The 18206-nt window shown below is 59.6% G+C and carries 14 protein-coding genes; 6 read left to right on the top strand and 8 right to left on the bottom strand.

Features of this window, described 5'->3' with window-relative positions:
* Positions 1 to 25 precede the first annotated feature (25 nt).
* Positions 26 to 619: a sulfurtransferase-like selenium metabolism protein YedF gene (gene yedF / locus ACYQ11_RS11255; protein ID WP_459923884.1), complete on the top strand. Its 594-nt coding sequence runs from the start codon at positions 26 to 28 to the stop codon at positions 617 to 619.
* 9 nt (positions 620 to 628) lie between these two features.
* On the opposite strand, the gene ACYQ11_RS11260 is transcribed toward yedF, so the two are convergent.
* From ACYQ11_RS11260 to ACYQ11_RS11290, 7 genes are all read right to left on the bottom strand, one after another.
* Complete coding sequence (locus tag ACYQ11_RS11260; protein WP_459923885.1) at positions 629 to 991, bottom strand: response regulator; 363 nt, start codon at positions 989 to 991, stop codon at positions 629 to 631.
* A gap of 68 nt (positions 992 to 1059) precedes the next feature.
* Positions 1060 to 1923, bottom strand: a complete 864-nt coding sequence (locus ACYQ11_RS11265; RefSeq protein WP_459923886.1) for an HDOD domain-containing protein — start codon at positions 1921 to 1923, stop codon at positions 1060 to 1062.
* Complete coding sequence (locus ACYQ11_RS11270) at positions 1920 to 3644, bottom strand: HD domain-containing protein (protein ID WP_459923887.1); 1725 nt, start codon at positions 3642 to 3644, stop codon at positions 1920 to 1922. The genes ACYQ11_RS11265 and ACYQ11_RS11270 overlap by 4 nt, the downstream gene beginning before the upstream one ends.
* Positions 3645 to 3688: 44 nt before the next feature.
* Positions 3689 to 4438 carry a response regulator gene (locus ACYQ11_RS11275; protein WP_459923888.1) on the bottom strand — a complete coding sequence of 250 codons (750 nt, stop codon included), beginning with the start codon at positions 4436 to 4438 and terminating at the stop codon, positions 3689 to 3691.
* Complete coding sequence (locus ACYQ11_RS11280; RefSeq protein ID WP_459923889.1) at positions 4435 to 6468, bottom strand: ATP-binding response regulator; 2034 nt, start codon at positions 6466 to 6468, stop codon at positions 4435 to 4437. Before ACYQ11_RS11280 ends, ACYQ11_RS11275 begins: the two co-directional genes overlap by 4 nt.
* Positions 6465 to 9452 carry a sensor histidine kinase gene (locus ACYQ11_RS11285; protein ID WP_459923890.1) on the bottom strand — a complete coding sequence of 996 codons (2988 nt, stop codon included), beginning with the start codon at positions 9450 to 9452 and terminating at the stop codon, positions 6465 to 6467. The genes ACYQ11_RS11280 and ACYQ11_RS11285 overlap by 4 nt, the downstream gene beginning before the upstream one ends.
* Positions 9453 to 9763: 311 nt before the next feature.
* Positions 9764 to 10405, bottom strand: a complete 642-nt coding sequence (locus tag ACYQ11_RS11290) for a PAS domain-containing protein (protein ID WP_459923891.1) — start codon at positions 10403 to 10405, stop codon at positions 9764 to 9766.
* 330 nt (positions 10406 to 10735) lie between these two features.
* Between ACYQ11_RS11290 and recN the strand changes: the two genes are divergently transcribed.
* The 5 genes from recN (at position 10736) to ACYQ11_RS11315 (ending at position 15862) form a co-directional block, all read left to right on the top strand.
* Entirely contained in the window at positions 10736 to 12448 is a 1713-nt protein-coding gene (gene recN / locus ACYQ11_RS11295; protein ID WP_459923892.1) for a DNA repair protein RecN, read from the top strand.
* A 93-nt stretch (positions 12449 to 12541) separates the two neighbouring features.
* Positions 12542 to 12799, top strand: coding sequence for an FmdB family zinc ribbon protein (locus tag ACYQ11_RS11300; RefSeq protein ID WP_459923893.1), 258 nt, complete (start codon positions 12542 to 12544; stop codon positions 12797 to 12799).
* A gap of 36 nt (positions 12800 to 12835) precedes the next feature.
* A complete protein-coding gene (locus ACYQ11_RS11305) occupies positions 12836 to 14101 on the top strand; it encodes a radical SAM protein (protein ID WP_459923894.1) in 1266 nt (421 codons plus the stop codon).
* Entirely contained in the window at positions 14098 to 15249 is a 1152-nt protein-coding gene (locus ACYQ11_RS11310; RefSeq protein WP_459923895.1) for an MFS transporter, read from the top strand. The genes ACYQ11_RS11305 and ACYQ11_RS11310 overlap by 4 nt, the downstream gene beginning before the upstream one ends.
* Before the next feature lie 196 nt (positions 15250 to 15445).
* Positions 15446 to 15862: a helix-turn-helix domain-containing protein gene (locus tag ACYQ11_RS11315; RefSeq protein ID WP_459923896.1), complete on the top strand. Its 417-nt coding sequence runs from the start codon at positions 15446 to 15448 to the stop codon at positions 15860 to 15862.
* Positions 15863 to 15934: 72 nt separating this feature from the next.
* Here ACYQ11_RS11315 and ACYQ11_RS11320 read toward each other — a convergent pair whose 3' ends face one another.
* The gene (locus tag ACYQ11_RS11320; protein WP_459923897.1) at positions 15935 to 17938 is read right to left on the bottom strand and encodes an oxidoreductase; all 2004 of its coding nucleotides are present in this window, start codon (positions 17936 to 17938) and stop codon (positions 15935 to 15937) included.
* Positions 17939 to 18206 lie beyond the last annotated feature (268 nt).

Raw genomic sequence — 18206 nt, forward strand, 5'->3', positions numbered from 1 at the left:
ATCGGTCAACCCCAAGGAGGTTTTCATGGAATGCCTTGATTGTACCGGGCTCAGCTGCCCCCAACCCGTCATCGACACCAAGAACCGTCTGGATGCCCATCCGGACACGGCCGGGATCTGTGTGACGGTCGACAACCCGGCTGCGGCAGAAAATGTCAGCCGCTTTCTTCGAAGCCGGGGCTTTGAGACCCGCATCGACGGCCGGTCACCCCGCCTGACCGTCACCGGGGTCGGCACCGGCACCGCACCGGCGGAAGCGGCCCCGGCGCCCCGGCCTGCGGACAGAAACACCCTGGTAATGATCACCCGCAACACCCTGGGCGGCGACGACAAAACCCTGGGCGCCGCCCTCATGGTCAACTTCATCAAAACCCTGCCCGAAATACGGGACAGCCTCTGGCGCCTGATCTTCGTCAATGAAGGGGTCAAACTCACCATCGGCGGCAGCGACACCCTTCCTGTCCTTGAACAGCTCGAAAAAGACGGCATCAGCATCCTGGTCTGCGGCACCTGCCTGGATTATTTCAAGCTGCTTGATCAGAAACAGGTGGGTGAGACCACCAACATGCTCGACATCATCACCAGCCTGCAGGTGGCCGCCAAGGTCATCCAGCTCTGAGACCCGCTGTCAGGAAAGGTCCTCAAGGGTCCGGGCCAGCACGTCATAGGTGCAGGGTTTCTGGATGAATCCGTGCACCGCGGTATTGAGAATCGCGGTGTCCTGGAGGCCGTATCCGCTCATCACGATGACCTTGAGGCCGGGATGGATTTCCTGGATTTGGGGACAGATCGTATCGCCGCGCATGTCCGGCAGGAACAGGTCCATGATGGCGATGTCGATGGGAGCCTCGCTGTTTTTGGAAAGGTCGAGGGCCTGCCGGCCGGTTTCCGCCACAATCACGGTGTATCCCATGCGCACCAGCATGGATCGCATCAGTTCCCGGAGCGTTTCATCATCATCGATTACAAGCACTGTTTTGTTGGATGTCATGGTCAAACCTCGTCTGTTCCTCGTTATTTCGTGGTGTGAGACCGCCTGGGTCTGCGGTGTCCGGATCGTCAGGCGCTGATCAGATCAAACATCTCCCGCGCCGAGTCGGCCTCCGACTCAAGCGCGGACCGGTACGCGGCGACGGTCGTTTCGTTCCATGGGATTCCCGCCGAGCGTGCCCGGGCATCAATCTGCGGGTCCAGGGGCGGAACCATCGGCAGATCCGTATCGTGGTGCGGATAGCTTACCATATCCGCCAGGTAAATCAACACCGGACCCGGGTGATCGCCCCCCCGATCCGGATGGTGGTGGTGCGCCACGGCCGACGTCAGACGGTCGGGAAACAGCCACCGCCGAAGAAGGGCCCGGCCGACGTCCTCATGGGACAGGCCCAGAATGTTCTTTTCCCGGGCGTGGATCTCCCAGGGGGCCCCGCGGTGCGTCTCGATCAGATCGACATAGGCCGAGGACAGGGCGGACAAGAGCACCGGCTTTCCGATATCGTGAATCAGTCCGGGAATGAAATAATCGACGCCGTCGCCGATGTCCTTCGCCATGATCCGGGCCGCCAGTCCGGTCCGGAAGGCGTGCCGCCACAGACCCCGCACATGGCCCTCCCCCACCGTGTCCATCTGCCTGAAACTCGCGAAAATCGCCCGTCCCACCACGGCATTCCGTATTTCGTTAAGCCCCAGAAGGGCGATGGCCTCCCGAAGGGTTCCGATTTCCCGGATCTGTCCGTAATAGGCCGAATTGGCCAGCCGGAGAACCAGGGTGGTCAACGACGGATCGCAGCGGATCAGATCCATGAAATCCTCGACGGCGCTGTCGGGGTCCGAGGTCAGTCTCAGAATCCGGACCACCACCGACGGCAGGGTGGGAATGTCCCCGATTTTTCGTATCAGCGCATTGAGAACCGCCGGATGGTTCATCCTTCGTCCTTTCGTGAATCAGTCCCGGTCCCGAGCAGACCGTTGACGCGCCGGTAGGTTTCCCGGGAGACTCGGTTGGGCTCGTTTTTTTCCAGCGCCGCCACAAACTGGCGGACCAGATCGGGATCAAACATCCTGCCCGATTCCTCGGCCAGCCGGACCAGCGCCTCATCAAGCCCCCCGTCCTCCAGGCCTCCGTCGCGGAAGGCCATGCCGATGAAAAAATCCGCTATGGCGAAAATCCGTGCCCCCATGGGGATTTCATCGGCCTTCAGCCCTTCCGGGTAGCCGTTGCCGTCGTAGTGTTCGTGGTGCGTCAGAAGCAGTTCCCGCTCCCGGGCAAAAAAATCGAATTTTTCCGTCAGGTCGGCCAGGATGTAAGGCAGCTCTTTGACCTCATCCATGGGCCTGTCCGTGTAGTTCCAGGCGAAAAGCGCGTTGGTCCGCCCCAGAAGCGTCTGAAAACAGTCGTGTATCACGGCCGTGAGCGTGAAGGTTTCGATGATCGACGGCGGCAGATTCAGGTGGTATCCGATCATGGCGATGTACTCCCGAAGCATCCGGCTGCGCCGTTCGGCCACGCTGTCGCCCGTGTCGCGAACCAGAAGTTCCAGGGAGGCGATGGCGGCGTTTTTCGTTTTTTTCAGAATGGTTTCAAGATTTTCCTTGAGATGGTGCACCCTGGCGCCCGTCCCCCCGGCGTCCTCCGGGAGGGCCTGACTGTGTTCCTGATACACCACCACCCGGTTTCGGCCCTGGGCCTTGGCGATAAACAGGGCCTTGTCGGCAAAGGCGATAAATTCCTCGGCGGACACCGGATGATTGAAATGAAGGGAGGCCGCCCCGATACTCACCGTGATGCTCCTGGCGTGGGTCCCATCGTCAAAGACCTTGTTTTCCACGCCGCTGCGAAATTTTTCCGCCGTGCTGCGGGCCCCTTCCAGGTCAGTCTGGGGCAGAAGAACCAGAAACTCCTCGCCGCCGTACCTGAACAGAAAATCCGACTCCCGCATGTAGGCCTTCAGGCAGTCGGCAAAGGCCTTGAGCACGAAATCACCGTAAGGGTGGCCCAGGGAATCGTTCACTTCCTTGAAAAAATCGATATCCATCATCAAACAGGACAGCTGGGTCTTGTACCGGATGGCCCGGTTGAATTCCGCGTCGGCCACCACGGCCATGTGACGGTGGTTGTAAAGACCGGTGAGGCCGTCCTTGACGGCCAGCTCCTTGAGCTGCTCGTTCTGCTCGGCGATGATGCCGCGCTGGCGCCTGGCCTCGGCCAGGGCCTCTTCCAGGTTCCGGCTCAGGGCTTCCCGCTCTTTTTTCTGTTCATAAAGCTCGATGAACACCCGGACCTTGCTCCGGAGAATATGACTGTCCACGGGTTTGAACAGGTAATCCACGGCCCCGCTTTCGTATCCCCGGAACAGGTGGGCCTCATCCTGATTGACGGCCGAAATGAAAATAATGGGGATATGGTGGGTCTTCGGGTTGGACCGGATCAGCTCGGCGGTTTCGAAGCCGTCCATGTCCGGCATCTGCACGTCCAGCAGAATCAGGGCGAACTCCCGCTCGAGAACCAGACCCAGGGCCTCGTTGCCCGATCCGGCCTTGACGATGTCCACCGGATCACCGGCAAGGACGGCTTCCAGGGAAACCAGATTCATGGGCTTGTCGTCCACGATCAGAATACCGGGCTTTTCTGTTCCTTTCCGGGTCATGGGCGCTGCCTTGTGATCGTGAAGGATCACCACCTTTAAAACCGTTATTGATGAATGTCGATGATCGGCGACTTGCTGTCGTGCAGTTTGAGTTTGTCGTGGCTGATGGCCTGGATTTTTTTCACGATATCCGAAATCCGAAGCCCCGCCGTCTTGATCCGGGCAATGTGTTTGAGCACCTTTTCCGAGTCGTGCTGGTTCATCTCCAGAAGCTCGATGTTGCCCAGAAGGCCCATCAGAGGCTGGTTGAGTTCATGGGCCGTGGTTCCGGCCAGCTGAAGCAGAACCTTCAGCCGTTCCTGCTTGACCACCTCTTCCTGCTGCTCGGTGATCTTGCGGCCGGCCTCTTCGAGTTCGGCGATTTTGTTCTTGAGCTCCATGCCCGTCCGCTCCAGGGCCTGACGCTGACGGTACAGCTCGATGAACACGGACACCTTGCTCATCAAAACCTGCGGGTTGATCGGTTTGTACATGAAATCCACGGCCCCGACCTCGTATCCCCGGGCGGTGTATTCATCCTCCCTTCCGATGGCGGTAATAAAGATAATGGGCGTGTTGCGGCACTTCCGGTTGTCCCGGATCAGCTCGGCGGTCTCGAATCCGTCCATCCCGGGCATCTGAACATCCATAAGGATCAGGGCGAATTCGTGATCAAGCACCAGACCCAGGGCGCTGTTGCCCGAGTCGGCGGTCAGAATCTCGATATCCGGACGTTCGAGAAGGGCTTCCAGGGACAGAAGGTTTTCAGGGCGATCATCCACGATCAGGATTTTGGTTCTGATTTCGTCACTCATAGCGAATCCTTTTGCTCAACGGCACATAAATCCGGCGATTCACCGGTTTGGCCCTGATCAAAGAGACTGCGGATGGCCCCCGCCAGTTCCCTGATCTCCACCGGTTTGATCAGCAGCCGTCCGATGCCCGCCGCCCTGGCCCGGCCTTCGGTGATTTTGTTGGTGTAACCGGTACACAGGATGATGGGCAGCCCCGGCCTCAGGGACGAACACCGTCGGGCCAGATCCAGCCCCGTCATATCGGGCATGGTCATATCCGTGATCACCATGTCGAAGCGGTGGGGGTCTTCTCTGAACAGGTCAAAGGCGCGGACGCTGCTCGATTCGGTCATCACCCGGTAGCCCAGCCTCTGAAGCATGTTTTTCTCGATTTCCACCAGGGCGGACTCATCATCGACAAACAAAATGGTTTCATGGCCCGTGGGCAGGGCCTCGGGCGCGGGCACGGCCTTTTCGGCCGCATCGGCCAGCCGGGGGAACAGCACGGTCATGACCGTTCCGCTGCCCGAATCGCTTTTCACATGGATGGACCCGCCGTGATTTTTCACGATGCCGTGAACCACCGCCAGCCCCAGGCCCGTGCCCGTGCCCTGCTTCTTGGTGGTGAAATAGGGATCGAAGATCCGCTCGATATGAACGGGATCGATGCCGCAACCGGTATCACGGACCATAAGCTTCAGGTAACACCCCGGCTTCAGGTCCGGATGATCGTTCATATCCACGGCATCGCTTTCCACCGGTTCGAGGCGGACCTCGAGAATCCCTCCGGCGCCCTCCATGGCATGCAGGGCGTTGGTGCAGAAATTCATGATCACCTGGTGGATCTCCGTGGGATCCGCCAGAATGGTGGTCCTTGTCGTAGCGATGTTCTGACGGATCTCGATGGTGCTGGGCAATGAGGCCCGGATCAGCTTGAGCGCCTCCTTGACGATATGATGCATCTGAACCGGCTGCATGCGATGCTCGGTAAGACGGCTGAAACCCAGGATGTGTTTGACCAGATCCTTGGCCCGGTTCGAGGCGGTCAGCACATGGTCGATATCCCTGACGGCCGGATCATGATCCTTGAGGTTGTAGCGGGCCAGTTGGGCATAGCCGATGATGGCCCCGAGAATGTTGTTGAAATCATGAGCGATTCCGCCTGCAAGGGTACCGATGGACTCCATTTTCTGGGCCTGGCGAAGCTGGGCTTCCAGGCGGGTCTGGGCGGTGGCGTCGTGGACCTGCTTGAGCAGACGAAGGGGCTCGCCCTTGCTGTTCCGGACCAGCCAGACCCGGACCCTCACGGGAAACACGGTCCGGTCCTTGCGGATCAGCTCCTTGCGGTACTCATCGGAATAATCCCGCTTGAGCACCTGGTTTTCAAGAATGTCCCGATCCCCAGCCAGCCATTTCGCAGGGGTGTGCTGGGCGTCGGTCATAAAGATCAGTTCGTTGAGCGAGTAACCCAGCATCTCGCAATAAGCCGTGTTGGCGTTTTCGATATGACCGTCGAGGCTCATGAAAACAATACCGTCGCGACTGGTGTCGAACAGGCTTTTGTACTTGGCCTCGGAGCTTTTCAGCCGTTCCCGGGTCCGCTGTTCCGATTTCCTCCGACTGAGAAAGACCCTGGCAAGCACACGGATTTTGGCCTGCACGATGGACAGGGCCACGGGCCGGACAAGAACATCGGCGGCTCCGGCCTCATAGAGCCGGAGTATCGCTCCTTCGTCCGTATCGGCAGGAACGACGGCGATCACCGGCACCTGCGATGTTCCCGGCTGGGACTGAAACGCCGTCACGGTCGCGACGCCGTCCTCGTCAACAGGGCCAAGGTCGAGGACGATCACCGCCACATCCTGCCGCTTGACCAGATCCAGTGCCTCAGAACCCGAGGCGGCAATCAGGATCCGGGTCTCTTGGGAATCCGTAAGCCTGGTCAGATCCGGGTCCGGTTCACCCTGATCGCCTGTGATCAGAATCCTCACCGATTCGGGATAATCGTCCAGGGCCAGGTCGCTCATGTCAAACTGCCATGCATTCATCATGCCTCCCCCCCTGTCGGTTCGCCATCGGGAATAAGCAGGCGAAAGGCGCTTCCCCGCTCGTCGGAATGAACCAGCTGGATATCGCCCCGAAGCAGACGGGCGAACTCCTGGGCCAGGGAAAGGCCCAGGCCGGTGCCTCCGTGTTTGCGGGTGATACTCCCGTCCCCCTGCTTGAAGGCATCAAAAATGGCGGATTGCATGGCTTCGGGAATCCCTTCACCCGTATCGGTGATCAGAAATTCCACCGTGCGCTCACGGTTAAGGGTCTTGACCGGCAGGGGCCTGTCCGGATCGGGTCGGCGGATCGTCACCGAAACCCGGCCCCTGGATGTGTATTTAAAGGCATTGGACAGGAGGCTTTTAAGTATCTTTTCCAGCTTGGTCGGATCGGTATAAACGATGGTCGGCAGCGGCTCGGTCCACACCATGTCAAAGTCGATGTTCTTTTCGAGGGCGACCTTGCCGAACCAGTATTTCAGCACCCGTTCAACGTCCCTGAGCTCATAGGGAATCATGTTCCGGGCCATGTCGCCGGACGACAGCTTGGTCAGATCCAGCACATCGTCGATCAGGTTCAGAAGATCCCGGCCCGCGGCGTTGATGATGTCGGCGAATTTGACGAGCGGGCTGCCCGGTTCCTTCTCCAGCTTGTCTCCCAGCGTCCGGGACAGCAGAATGATGCTGTTCAGGGGCGTCCTCAGCTCATGGCTCATGTTGGCCAAAAACTCCGACTTGTAGCGGTTGCTGCGGGTCAGCTCCTCAGCCTTGGTTTCAAGAATCGATTTGGTGTCTTCGAGTTCACGGTTTTTCTGGTCGAGAAACCGTTTCTGTTCTTCCAGGCGCCGGGTGTGGGCCGCCAGTTCCCGGTTGGCCTCTTCCAGTTCCTTTTCACGGGCCATGAGCCGGGTCTCGGACTGCTTGAGGGCATCGGCCTGGGCCGCCAGATCGCGGTTGGCCGTTGAAAGCTGTTCCTGCTGCCGTTTAAGGCTTTCCGCCTGGTCCACGGTTTTTCTGAGCAGGGTTTCCGTCAGATTCCGGGCCTGGGCCGAATGAAGGGCAATGGCGATACTTTCGTTGTTTTTCTTGATAAACTCCACATGATCGCTCTTGAACTCGTAAAGACCGGCCAGTTCCATCACGGCGATAACCTCGTTTCTCAGCACGAAGGGAAAGGCCAGTACCGAAACGGCCCGGCCGCGGAACAGACCGCCTTCAATGCCCACCGCCGGAACCGGGGCCGGCGGCGCCAGAAGGGGTTTCATCGACCGAACCGCCTGACCGCTCAATCGTTCGCCCGGCGCGATTTTTTCAGGATAGTCATCGTCCATGGCGCCATGGGTTCCCTTGAGGACAAACGCCGTCGAGTCGGTGTCGGCCAGGTAAAGGGCCCCGGTCGTCGCCTTCACCTGGCGGCAGACAAAAGACAGGATCCCGGTGATCAGGGCTGAAAAATTCTGCTCGGCCCCCATCTGGCGCGCCAGTTCCATCTGGGCGTAAGTGGCCGAAAGAAGGCGCATGTTCCCCTCGTTCATCCGGCTGAGCGAATCGGACAGGGCCTGCAGCTTCCGGCCCATCAGATCGGTGGGGGCCGCGGCCGGATCCGTCGTGACAAACTGCCCTCCGGTGATCCGGTCAAGGGCGTCCATCAATTTATTGAAATAATCCCTGACCCCGTTCAAAGCAAGGCCCAGACGGTCGTTTTCGTCCAGAACGCGAAGGGGCTTTCCGGGGTTCCCCGCCGACAGCGACGAGCACAGATCGAGGGTCTCCCTCAGACGAAAAGACAGGTCACTCAGGGCCTTGCCCAGTTCGGCAACTTCATGATGACCGTGGGGGCGCTCCATGGCCACGGCGCGGCCCCGGGCCGCATCGACGGCCCAGCCCAGATAGTGTCTGAGGGCCGACACCGTCTCATGGGTGATGACATAGGTCAGAAACCCGATGAGCACGAGGGCTCCGAGCAGGAACTTTCCGGCAAACCAAAGATCGTCCCGCTGCAGTATCCCGATAAACGACAGATCGGTGTTGACGGCAAGCTGCCAGACGGCCCCCCGGAACAGGCCGGGATCCAGCCTGATCTCAAGCCCGGCGTACGGATGCCCCGCACCATCCCGATAGGTGACGATGGGCTCCGGCCATGACCCGCGGCCGATGATCCTCGTGTTGCCGGGCCTATCGGGATCGTCCGCGCGTATCGGCGACGGCCCCAGCGACAGACTGAAATCCTGGCAGCGAAGAGTCAGGGAGGCATGCGGAAGACCTTCCGCCGCATGCCTCAACGAGGCCAGAAGGGGCTCCGGACGAAGCAGCCCGACGGCGGCCCCGATGATTCGTCCCGCCTCATCGCGAATGGGGGCGCTCAAATGGGCCAGCCGTTCCGTGACGCGTGCGTCGCCGGTCTCCGGCGGCGCACAGAACCGCTGCCCGGTGTCCAGGGTTTTTTCGAGAAACACCACCCAGGAAGGCGGGTCCGGATCTCCGATGGGCAGAATCTGCCCGACCCGTCCGTCATCCGGCCATGACCGGATAATGGTCCCGGAGCGGTCGACGACGAGAAAGGTTTCAAACCCCAGCGCACCGGCTTCATAAATGAGCGCGCCCTGACCGCCCTCTCGGGCGTGATCCCCGCCGGAGAGATCGGAGATCACATCCAGATGGAGAATCATGTGTTCGAGAAAATCGAAGCGGGTGGCGATATGGTATTCCACATCGGCCTGTACGCTGTGAGCGGCCTGAATCATGGCCGTTCCGAGGGACGCGACCCTCGCCTCGGCCAGACGCCGGTATTGAAACACCATGAAAAGCAGCAGAGGAACCAGACAGCCGCTGACGAAAAGAAGCCAGACCAGGCGGCCCAGCCGGCTGGGCATCACCGGGGCGACGGCTGCGACGCCGGACGAAACGGCGGATGAAAGCCGTCGTCCCGGCCCTCCTTGGGGCGTAAGCCCGACCTTGGCGTCAATCTGAGAAAAAGGCGTCGGCATCGCGCTTTGGTATCCTTTGCGATGGACAGGGCAGCTCCGTCCTGTTCCGTTCGAATCTGTTTCGGGAATGCCCGGGGCGTCCCGCTGGTCGTGACCCGCCGATATCGTCGGGGGAAAGGGTCAGAGGTCCTTAACGTCGAGGTGTCGCGGCAGATCAGCCGCCGTCGGAAGGCCCCCATGATGTCGGATTATTTCATGATTTGGCCGGTTTATTCATTGGCTTCCAGTATACCTGTTTCAGGGATTATTTCAAGAAAAAGCTCCCGGAGCCCGGCCGCATCGAAGGTCCGATTTTGTTTCCATCATCATGATTATCGACCGGAGGGAGCCGAATCTTGACGGCTTTTTTCACCGGAGGCGGCTGTGGGCCGGATGGAAAGCAGAAGGACACGCCGGTCGCATCGCAGAATCAGACTGACGACGGTCTCGGCCTGGACCGTCGTCCCGTCGGCCCGGCGGAGGGGCCCTGAAAAACGGCCGTACCCGGTCAGTTCAGCCCCGATCACGCCGGATCGGTACCCGTCCCTGGACGACACCTGTTCAAACAGACACTCGGGCGGCACGGCCAGGCCCTCCTCCCGGGCGTCGAAGCCGAAAAGCGCCATGGCCGCCCGGTTCATGTCCAGAATCCGATCGTCGCAGATCATCAGCATGGCTTCCCGGCACTGTTCGAACAGGGACAGGGACGGATCGATTTCACTGTCCAGAGTCCGAATCTGCTCGTTCAGGCGCAGCAGGCGTTCATGGAGTTCATAGTTCGTTTCATCGATGCGCGTGTTGAGGGCAAGTTCCATCTGAAAAATTCTGTTCTCCCGCCGGAGGTTCAGGTACTGAACGGCCAGCGCGAGCATAAAAAAAACAATCAGGAACAGACCCATGGCCAGAGCCGGTCCCGTGACCAGATACTCCGATTCGATAAACCCAAACCACTGTGCGCTCAAGGTTGCCGGCATAAGATTCGATCATGTGTTGTCGGAACGGATGGACGTGCCGGGTTACGGACGTTTCCGTTCGGTAAGGAAGGCCGACCGTCGATGAAACAGCCCCCACGCGATGTCAACCGTTTGTTTTTTTGTCTGTTTTATCACACTGTCCGAAAAATGTAAAAACGTTAAATCGAATTCGAAAAAACCCCTCTGCTATCGATCCCCACACCGGTCGATACCGATCCCGCCGGCATGGAAAAAGACCCTTGCCTTTTCTTTACAAAATCACCGGGCTGTGCCATAAATCATGGTTCGTACGAATCGGATCGACTGACCTCAAACCGGACGGCATGCGCTATGCTCGCTGAACTATCCATCAAAAACCTGGCCATCATCGACGATTTGACCGTCTCGTTTTCAGAGGGACTGACCGTGCTCAGCGGCGAAACCGGCGCGGGAAAATCAATCATCATCAACGCCGTCAACCTGATTCTCGGAAACCGTGCCACGGCGCGGCTGATTCGCACCGGCCGGGACAGCGCCGAGATCGAAGCGTTTTTCACCCTGCCGGAAAACAGTCCCGCGGTGCGCCTGATGACCGAAAACGGCTTCGACGACCGGGAGGGGCTTCTGATCCGCCGCATCATTTCGGCCAACGACCGGCACAAGATCTTCATCAACGGCCGCATGGCCACCATGCAGATGCTGGCCGACATCACCCAGAACCTGGCCGGTATTTCCGGACAGCACGCTCACCAGAGTCTGCTGAGGGAAGATCAGCATCTTTTGTTTCTCGACCAGTTCGGCAACCTTCAGTCCCTCAAGGACACGGTGGCCGGTCTCCACGGCCGGATCACACCCCTTCTGGCCGCCCTTGCAAAACACCGGGCCATGGAACTCAACCAGGCCCGGCATCTGGAATTTCTGCGATTTCAGAAAAACGATATCGAACAGGCCGCCGTCACGCCGAACGAAGACGAGGTGCTGGACGAACAGCGCACCCGGCTTCGCCACGGAGAAGCCCTGCGCCGGATCGTGATTCAGGCCGTCAACGAGCTCTATCACATGGACGGGGCGATCTTCGAACGACTGTCGGACATCGGCAAGAACCTGGAACGGGCGGCGGAACTCGATCCCGCCCTGACCAAATCCGCCGAGGACGTCACCGACCTGGTGTACCGCATCGAGGATCTGTCGGCACGTCTCCGGGACTATGAAGGACAAATCGGCACGGACAGCGACCACCTGGACAGAATCGAGGCCCGCCTTGATCTCCTGAACAAACTCAAACGCAAGTACGCAGGCCCGTCGGGCACCCTGGCCGATGTGGAGGCGCTTTACGCGTCCATTATCACGGAACTTGACAAGGTTGAAAACCTGTCGACGACCATCGGCGATCTCGAACGGACCATCGAGGATCTTCACGGCCGGCTGGTCCGGGCCGCCCGGGAGCTGTCGGACAAACGACGGCGTGCCGCCGCCGAGCTGTCCGCCCTGATCGAGGCCGAGCTTTCGAGCCTGGACATGGCACGAACCCGGTTTGAGGTTCAGGTCACACCGATCCTTGCCGACGAGACCACCTCCTCCTGGCTGAAGGACCGGGATCAGGCCATCTTCGAGACCGGCATGGACAAGGCCGTATTCATGATTGCGCCCAACGTGGGAGAAGACATGAAACCCCTGTCCCGCATCGCCTCGGGCGGCGAGCTGTCCCGGGTGATTCTGGCGCTCAAGGCCATTCTCGCCGGAGTGGATTCGGTGGCGACCATCATTTTCGACGAGGTGGACGCGGGCATCGGCGGTGCCGTGGCCGAAAAAGTCGGGGAAAAAATCAAGGCCCTGTCCGCCCACCATCAGGTGATCTGCATCACCCATCTGCCCCAGATCGCCAAATTCGGCGATCATCATTACAAAATCGAAAAAACCGTCGTGGACGGCCGCACCGCCACCGGAATCCATCCCCTGTCCGAAACCGCCCGCGTCGATGAACTGGCCCGGATGCTCGGCGGCGCCACCATCACCGACGCCACCCTGGCCCACGCCCGGGAAATGCTTCTTGAAACCCGGTGATGCCCGGAAACGACCCCACTCACACCTTGACAATTTTCATCGGGTGCTGATAATTAAGCATACTTTTTTAAACGGCTTAACGGGAGAGTCACCATGCCAATCTATGAATTTAAATGTCAGAAATGTGACCAATTTTTCGAACTTCTGATGGTGGGAAAAAGCGACGAGGAGGATATGAAGTGCCCCAAATGCGGCGCCCAGTCCTTTGAGCGGGTCATCAGTCGGACCAATTTCAGCGTCAGCGGCGGGACTTCGTCCTGCGCCGCCGGGCCCTCCGGCAGGGTCGGCGTACAGGAGCGCACCTGTTCGACCGGGTCCTGCACCACTTACACCATTCCCGGTTCCGATTAGAGAAAGGGCCTTCGGGCCTTTTTTCATCCCACGACCATGGATGCCGCCGTCTATCAACTCGGAGATCTTTCCATTCACTTCGGTGAACGGGGTCTCGATCACTACGCCAAACTCAGCTGCCCCATCCGTTTCGGAACGTACACGGAAATCCGGTCCGACGATTTTGTGTTCCAGTTCGATCTGAACCATGACATCACCCATATCCGCGGACGCGGGGCGGACGCCATGCCGCCGTCGGAATGGCTGAAACGGACCCTTGGCGGCGACTGGGTGTACTATACCTCCGGGGGATACAACGGGGCCTTCGACGCCCTGGGCGAATACTACGTTCCCTGCTTCACCTATGCGAGCAACCCCCTTCTGGGCGGCGATCCCTTTCGTGACGGGATTCTTGACCGGGCGCTGTCGGCTCTTGACCGGACCCTGGCCCGACTGGCCGACACGGCCGACGGCCCCGCCGGACGCTGGGCCCGCACCGCCCGGCACCGCAACACCCCATCGGCCCTGCGGAACCACGCCGACACCCTGCACCGCCTGATCCGCGGTCCGGTCACCGTCCTGCCGCCCGATGCCCGTCACACGGACTACGATGTGATTCCCCTGACCGTGGCCGAAGGCTGCCTCTACAATTGCCGGTTCTGCACCGTCAAGACGGGCCGGGCCTTCTCTCCCTTGTCCCGGCCGGACATCGACCGACAGATCCGGGATCTCCAGGCCTTTTTCGGGGCCAATCTCACCAACTACAATTCGATCTTTTTGGGGCAGCACGACGCCCTTCAGGCCGGCCGGGACCTCATCCTCCATGCCGCCGAATCGGCCTTCCGGGCCTTCGGTCTTGACCGGTCCGCCGTCCGCGGTCCCCGGCTGTTCATGTTCGGCAGCGTCGATTCCCTGCTTGGCGCACCGCCCGCGCTGTTTCGGGAGCTTTCGGCCCTGCCCTGTGAGGTCCTGATCAACATCGGGCTGGAATCGGCCCACGGTCCGACCCTCCGGCGTCTGGGCAAACCCCTGACCCCCGAAAAGGTGACGGCGGCCTTCGATTGCATGACCGACCTCAATCGCGGGTATCCGGGTCTTGAAATCACCGCCAACGTTCTTTACGGCGAATCCTTTTCCCCGGACCACACGGCATCCCTGATCGAACTGATTCAATCGAAATACCCCAGATTTTTTCCCCGGGGCGCGGTGTACGTGTCGCCCTACGGCCCGATCCGTGACCGTCGGACCCTGATCTCACACTTCAAAGTATTCAAGAGCGCCTGCCGCCTGCCGGTGTTTCTTTACCTGATTCAACGCCTATGAAACCGTCGACCTGGCCCCTGTCCCTCCAGTATTTTTTTTATTTCGGTGTGATGGGCATGTTTCTGCCCTTTTTCAACCTGTACTGCTATCACCTCGAATTCACGGGATTCCAGATCGGCATCCTCTCGGCGGCCAGGACCCTGTCCATCGTGGTATTTTCCCTGGCCTGGGGCATCGTGGCCGATCGCTACGCCATCCGAAGGCCGGTCTACCTGCTGTGTAACGCGGCCAGCGCCGCCATCTGGACTCTTTACCTGTTCACCGGGGAGTTTTATCCCATGCTGGCCGTCACCATCGCCTACGGTCTCTTCTACGGCCCGATCATCGCCTTCCTCGAGGCCCTGACCATGGACACCCTGGGTCGGGACGGCGGCAAGCGTCGCTACGGGGCCATCCGGGTCTGGGGGTCCGTCAGCTTCATTGCCCTGGTGGTGATCTCGGGCTATGTTGTCGATCTTTATCCGGTCCGGACCATCGTGATCCTGATCCTTGTGGGCTCCGTGGTTCAGGCCCTCCTGGCCCCGACCGTACCTCCGGGTACGACCCATGCCCGGGTCACCTCCCTGGTCGGCCAGATGCGATCCTTTATCAACCTTCGGATGGTGATTTTTCTGACCTGCTCGTTTTTGATGCTGGCAAGCCACGGAACTTACTATGGATTTTTCTCAATTCATCTGGAACAGCTGGGGTTTGGCCCCACATTCATCAGCCTGGCCTGGGCCCTGGCCTCGGTGGCCGAAATCGGCATCATGCTCAATTCCGACCGCCTGTTCAGGCGATTCAGCATCCGGACCGTCCTGATCACATCCTTTGTCGCGGCGGCCCTGCGCTGGCTGCTGCTGTTCGTCGCCGTTTCTCCAGAGATGATTCTATTGTCTCAGCTTTTCCACGCCCTGACCTACGGGGCCTTCCATATCGCCTGCATCCTTTATATGGACCAGCTGTCCTCACCGGAAACAAAAACCTTCGGCCAGGTGGCCAACAACGCCGTGTCCTACGGGTTGGGCATGATGGCCGGGTTTGTCTTCAACGGGTACTTTTTCGAAGCGGCCGGCGTGTATCTATACCTTGCCAGTGCGCTGACGGCCCTTTCCGGCGCCCTGCTTTTCCTGGTATCCGGATCGATCATGACGCCCCCCGAACAGTGACCCGCGGTCACTCAAAAAATTTCAAAAAATGTGACAAAAAGCATTGATCTAAACGTCAGGATATGGTTTTAAGGAATATTCTTTTTACAGACGTTTCTTGGGAAGGGGAAAATTGTTCTATAGTGTTGAACAACCATAGGACCGTTTTTTCAAAAAACGTTCAATACACATCATTGTTTTTTTGGGGGGGTACAACATGGAAGACGAAGGAAAGGCCATTGTGAAATCCATTGGCAAAGCGATGCAGTTCTGGAGAAAACTCGAAGGATTCGACCAGAAAGAATTCTCCGAGAAAATCGGGACATCCCGATCTTACGTGGCCAAGCTCGAAAACGGCCATGTGGGTGTTTCTCTGGGCCGGATCGCCGAAATTGCCGACGCGCTGGGGGTATCACCCTACACCCTGATGCACGGCATGCCCAATGACGACGAGCTGGAAATCCTGCTTGATCTTTATGCGGACAGAGAACTGGAAATCACCAAATCCGAGATGGAGACGCTGTTCTGCCAGCGGTTCATCGACGGCTCCGTCCCCGCAGAATATTTCGAACATATCCTGTGCATTGAGCGGGGGGGCAATTACCGGTGCGCAAACGGTAAAAAACGAAAATAGTTCCTTCACCCACGTAAAAAAGCCCCTCTGATCATTCAGAGGGGCTTTTTTTATGAGGCCGGCCAGGGCATGTCAGACGGACCGGCCCGCCTCATGGCCCTGATGCACGGCATCGAAGGCCAGGGCAATGGCCCGTGCGTCACCCGCCGTCACACAGGCGATGCCCCGATCCTTTGCCAGGGTCGCCAGGGTGTTGACCGGAGCGGCACCCGCCGCCAGCACCACCGAATCGGCCGGAATGTCCTCGATGCGATCGCCGCACTGGACCCTCACCCCGTCATCGGTTATTTCAAGGGCCCGGGTACCCACCCGGATGTCGATCCGGTTCCGGTCGATCTCCTGCATCATCACCCATTTGGTGCTGCGGCCGATGCCGGCGCCGACCTTGCCCGCCATTTCGATGAGGGTCACCTGCTTGGACCCACGGGTGGCCAGGTCATACAGGGTGTCGTAATCCTCGGCCCGATTGACCAGCAAAAACTTGATCGCTTCGGCCGACAGCGTTCCCTTTTCCGACAGGAACAGGGCCGTTTCCACCCCCACGGCGCCGCCGCCGATCACCACCACCCGGGAGCCGGTATCGGCCCGGTCGGCCAGAACATCCCAGGCCTGAACCACATGGGGACGGTCCACGCCGGGAATGGGGGGCGTGATCGGACCGGCCCCCGTGGCCACGATGATTGCATCGGGCCGTTCCCGATCCAGCAGCTCCCCGTCGACCACGGTATTCAGATGAACGTCAATGGGTTTCAATGAGACCTGGGTCGCCAGATCCCTGGCCAGCTCGGCAAACTCCTCCCGGCCGGGGGGGATGGCCGCCAGAAACAACTGGCCGCCCAGACGATCGGTTTTTTCATAGAGACTCACCGCATGCCCCCGGTCGCAGGCCGACAGGGCGGCGCTCATGCCGGCGGCCCCCCCGCCGATCACCATGACCTTTTTGGGGTGGTCGGCTTTGGTCACGGCCCGTTCCTTTTCGTGCCCGGCCACGGGATTGCACAGGCATTCCACGGCCTGGAGCTTGAACAGATTGTCAAAGCAGCCCTGGGCGCAGCCGATGCAGTGGATGATCTCTTTTTCCCGACCGGTCCGGGCTTTTTCCGGCAGATAGGGATCGGCGATCAGACTGCGGGCCATGGCCGCCATATCGCAGAACCCGTCCCGGATCAGCTCCCGGGCCACCTGGGGATCGTTGATCCGGTGACTGGCAATGATCGGCACATCGACCATCCGCCTGATGTTCCGGGCCAGATAGGCGTAGGCGCCCCGGGGGACATGGGTGGTCAGCTGGGGCGTCCGGGATTCGTGCCAGCTCCCTTTGACGCAAAGGGCGTCGACGCCGCAGTCTGCGACCAGCCGCCGTGCGTATTCCCCAAGTTCATGGTGCCTTAGCCCCCCTTCCATGAAATCGTTGTCATCCATGCGCACAATCACCGGAAAATCGGGGCCCACGGCCTCCCTTACGGCGGCCATCACCTCCAGGCCGAACCGCATGCGGTTTTCAAAGCTTCCCCCGTAGGCATCGGTCCGTTTGTTGGTGACCGGCGAAAGGAACTCGCTGATCAGGTAACCGGTGCCGCTCAAGACCTCCACGGCGTCGTAGCCGCACTGTTTGACCCGACGGGCCGCCGTTGCGAAATCCGCCACCGTCTGTTTGATGCCCGCGTCATCGAGGGCGTCGGGGACTTCCGGACTCAAGGTCGAGGCAAGGGCCGAGGGGGCCACCGGTTTTTTGCCGTTCATCAGGGCCGAATGGGAATAGCGCCCGGCATGGTTCAGCTGGACGGCGGCTGCGGCCCCGTGATCCTTGATGGCCCGGGCCAGCCGGGTCAGACCGGGAATGAAATCGTCATGGTGGGCGCCGATGTACTGGAAGAAGCCCGAGACCTCGTTGACCGTGGCGTTACCCACCACAATCATGCCGGCTCCGCCTCTGGCGCGTTCAACATAGAAATCGACCAGCCGGTCCGTGACCTGGAACTGATCGGCCATTCCCAGGTGCATGGCCGGCAGGTAAATCCTGTTTTTCAGGCGAAGCTGGTTGATCTGAATGGATTCGAACAACGGGTCGTTCATGGTTCCCCCTTTCCGGCGTCCTGATTCCGGACGAAACTGTTTAGCATGCTAATATGTTATTTTTCTCTTCCAGCTGGCCGACGCACCCCCGTGACAACCTGAAACGGACTCACGAAGCCTGGATACCATTGCTAATAAGGGCCAAATCGTCGTTGGCCCTTCCACCCGATTGGAATTGACCGGCTTTTTTCTGTCGGGCAGACATGAAATATCATTCGTATACAAATTAAATGACCCGCCGGGAAATGTCAAGACAATTGATCGGACC

Source organism: Desulfatiferula olefinivorans (assembly GCF_054657895.1).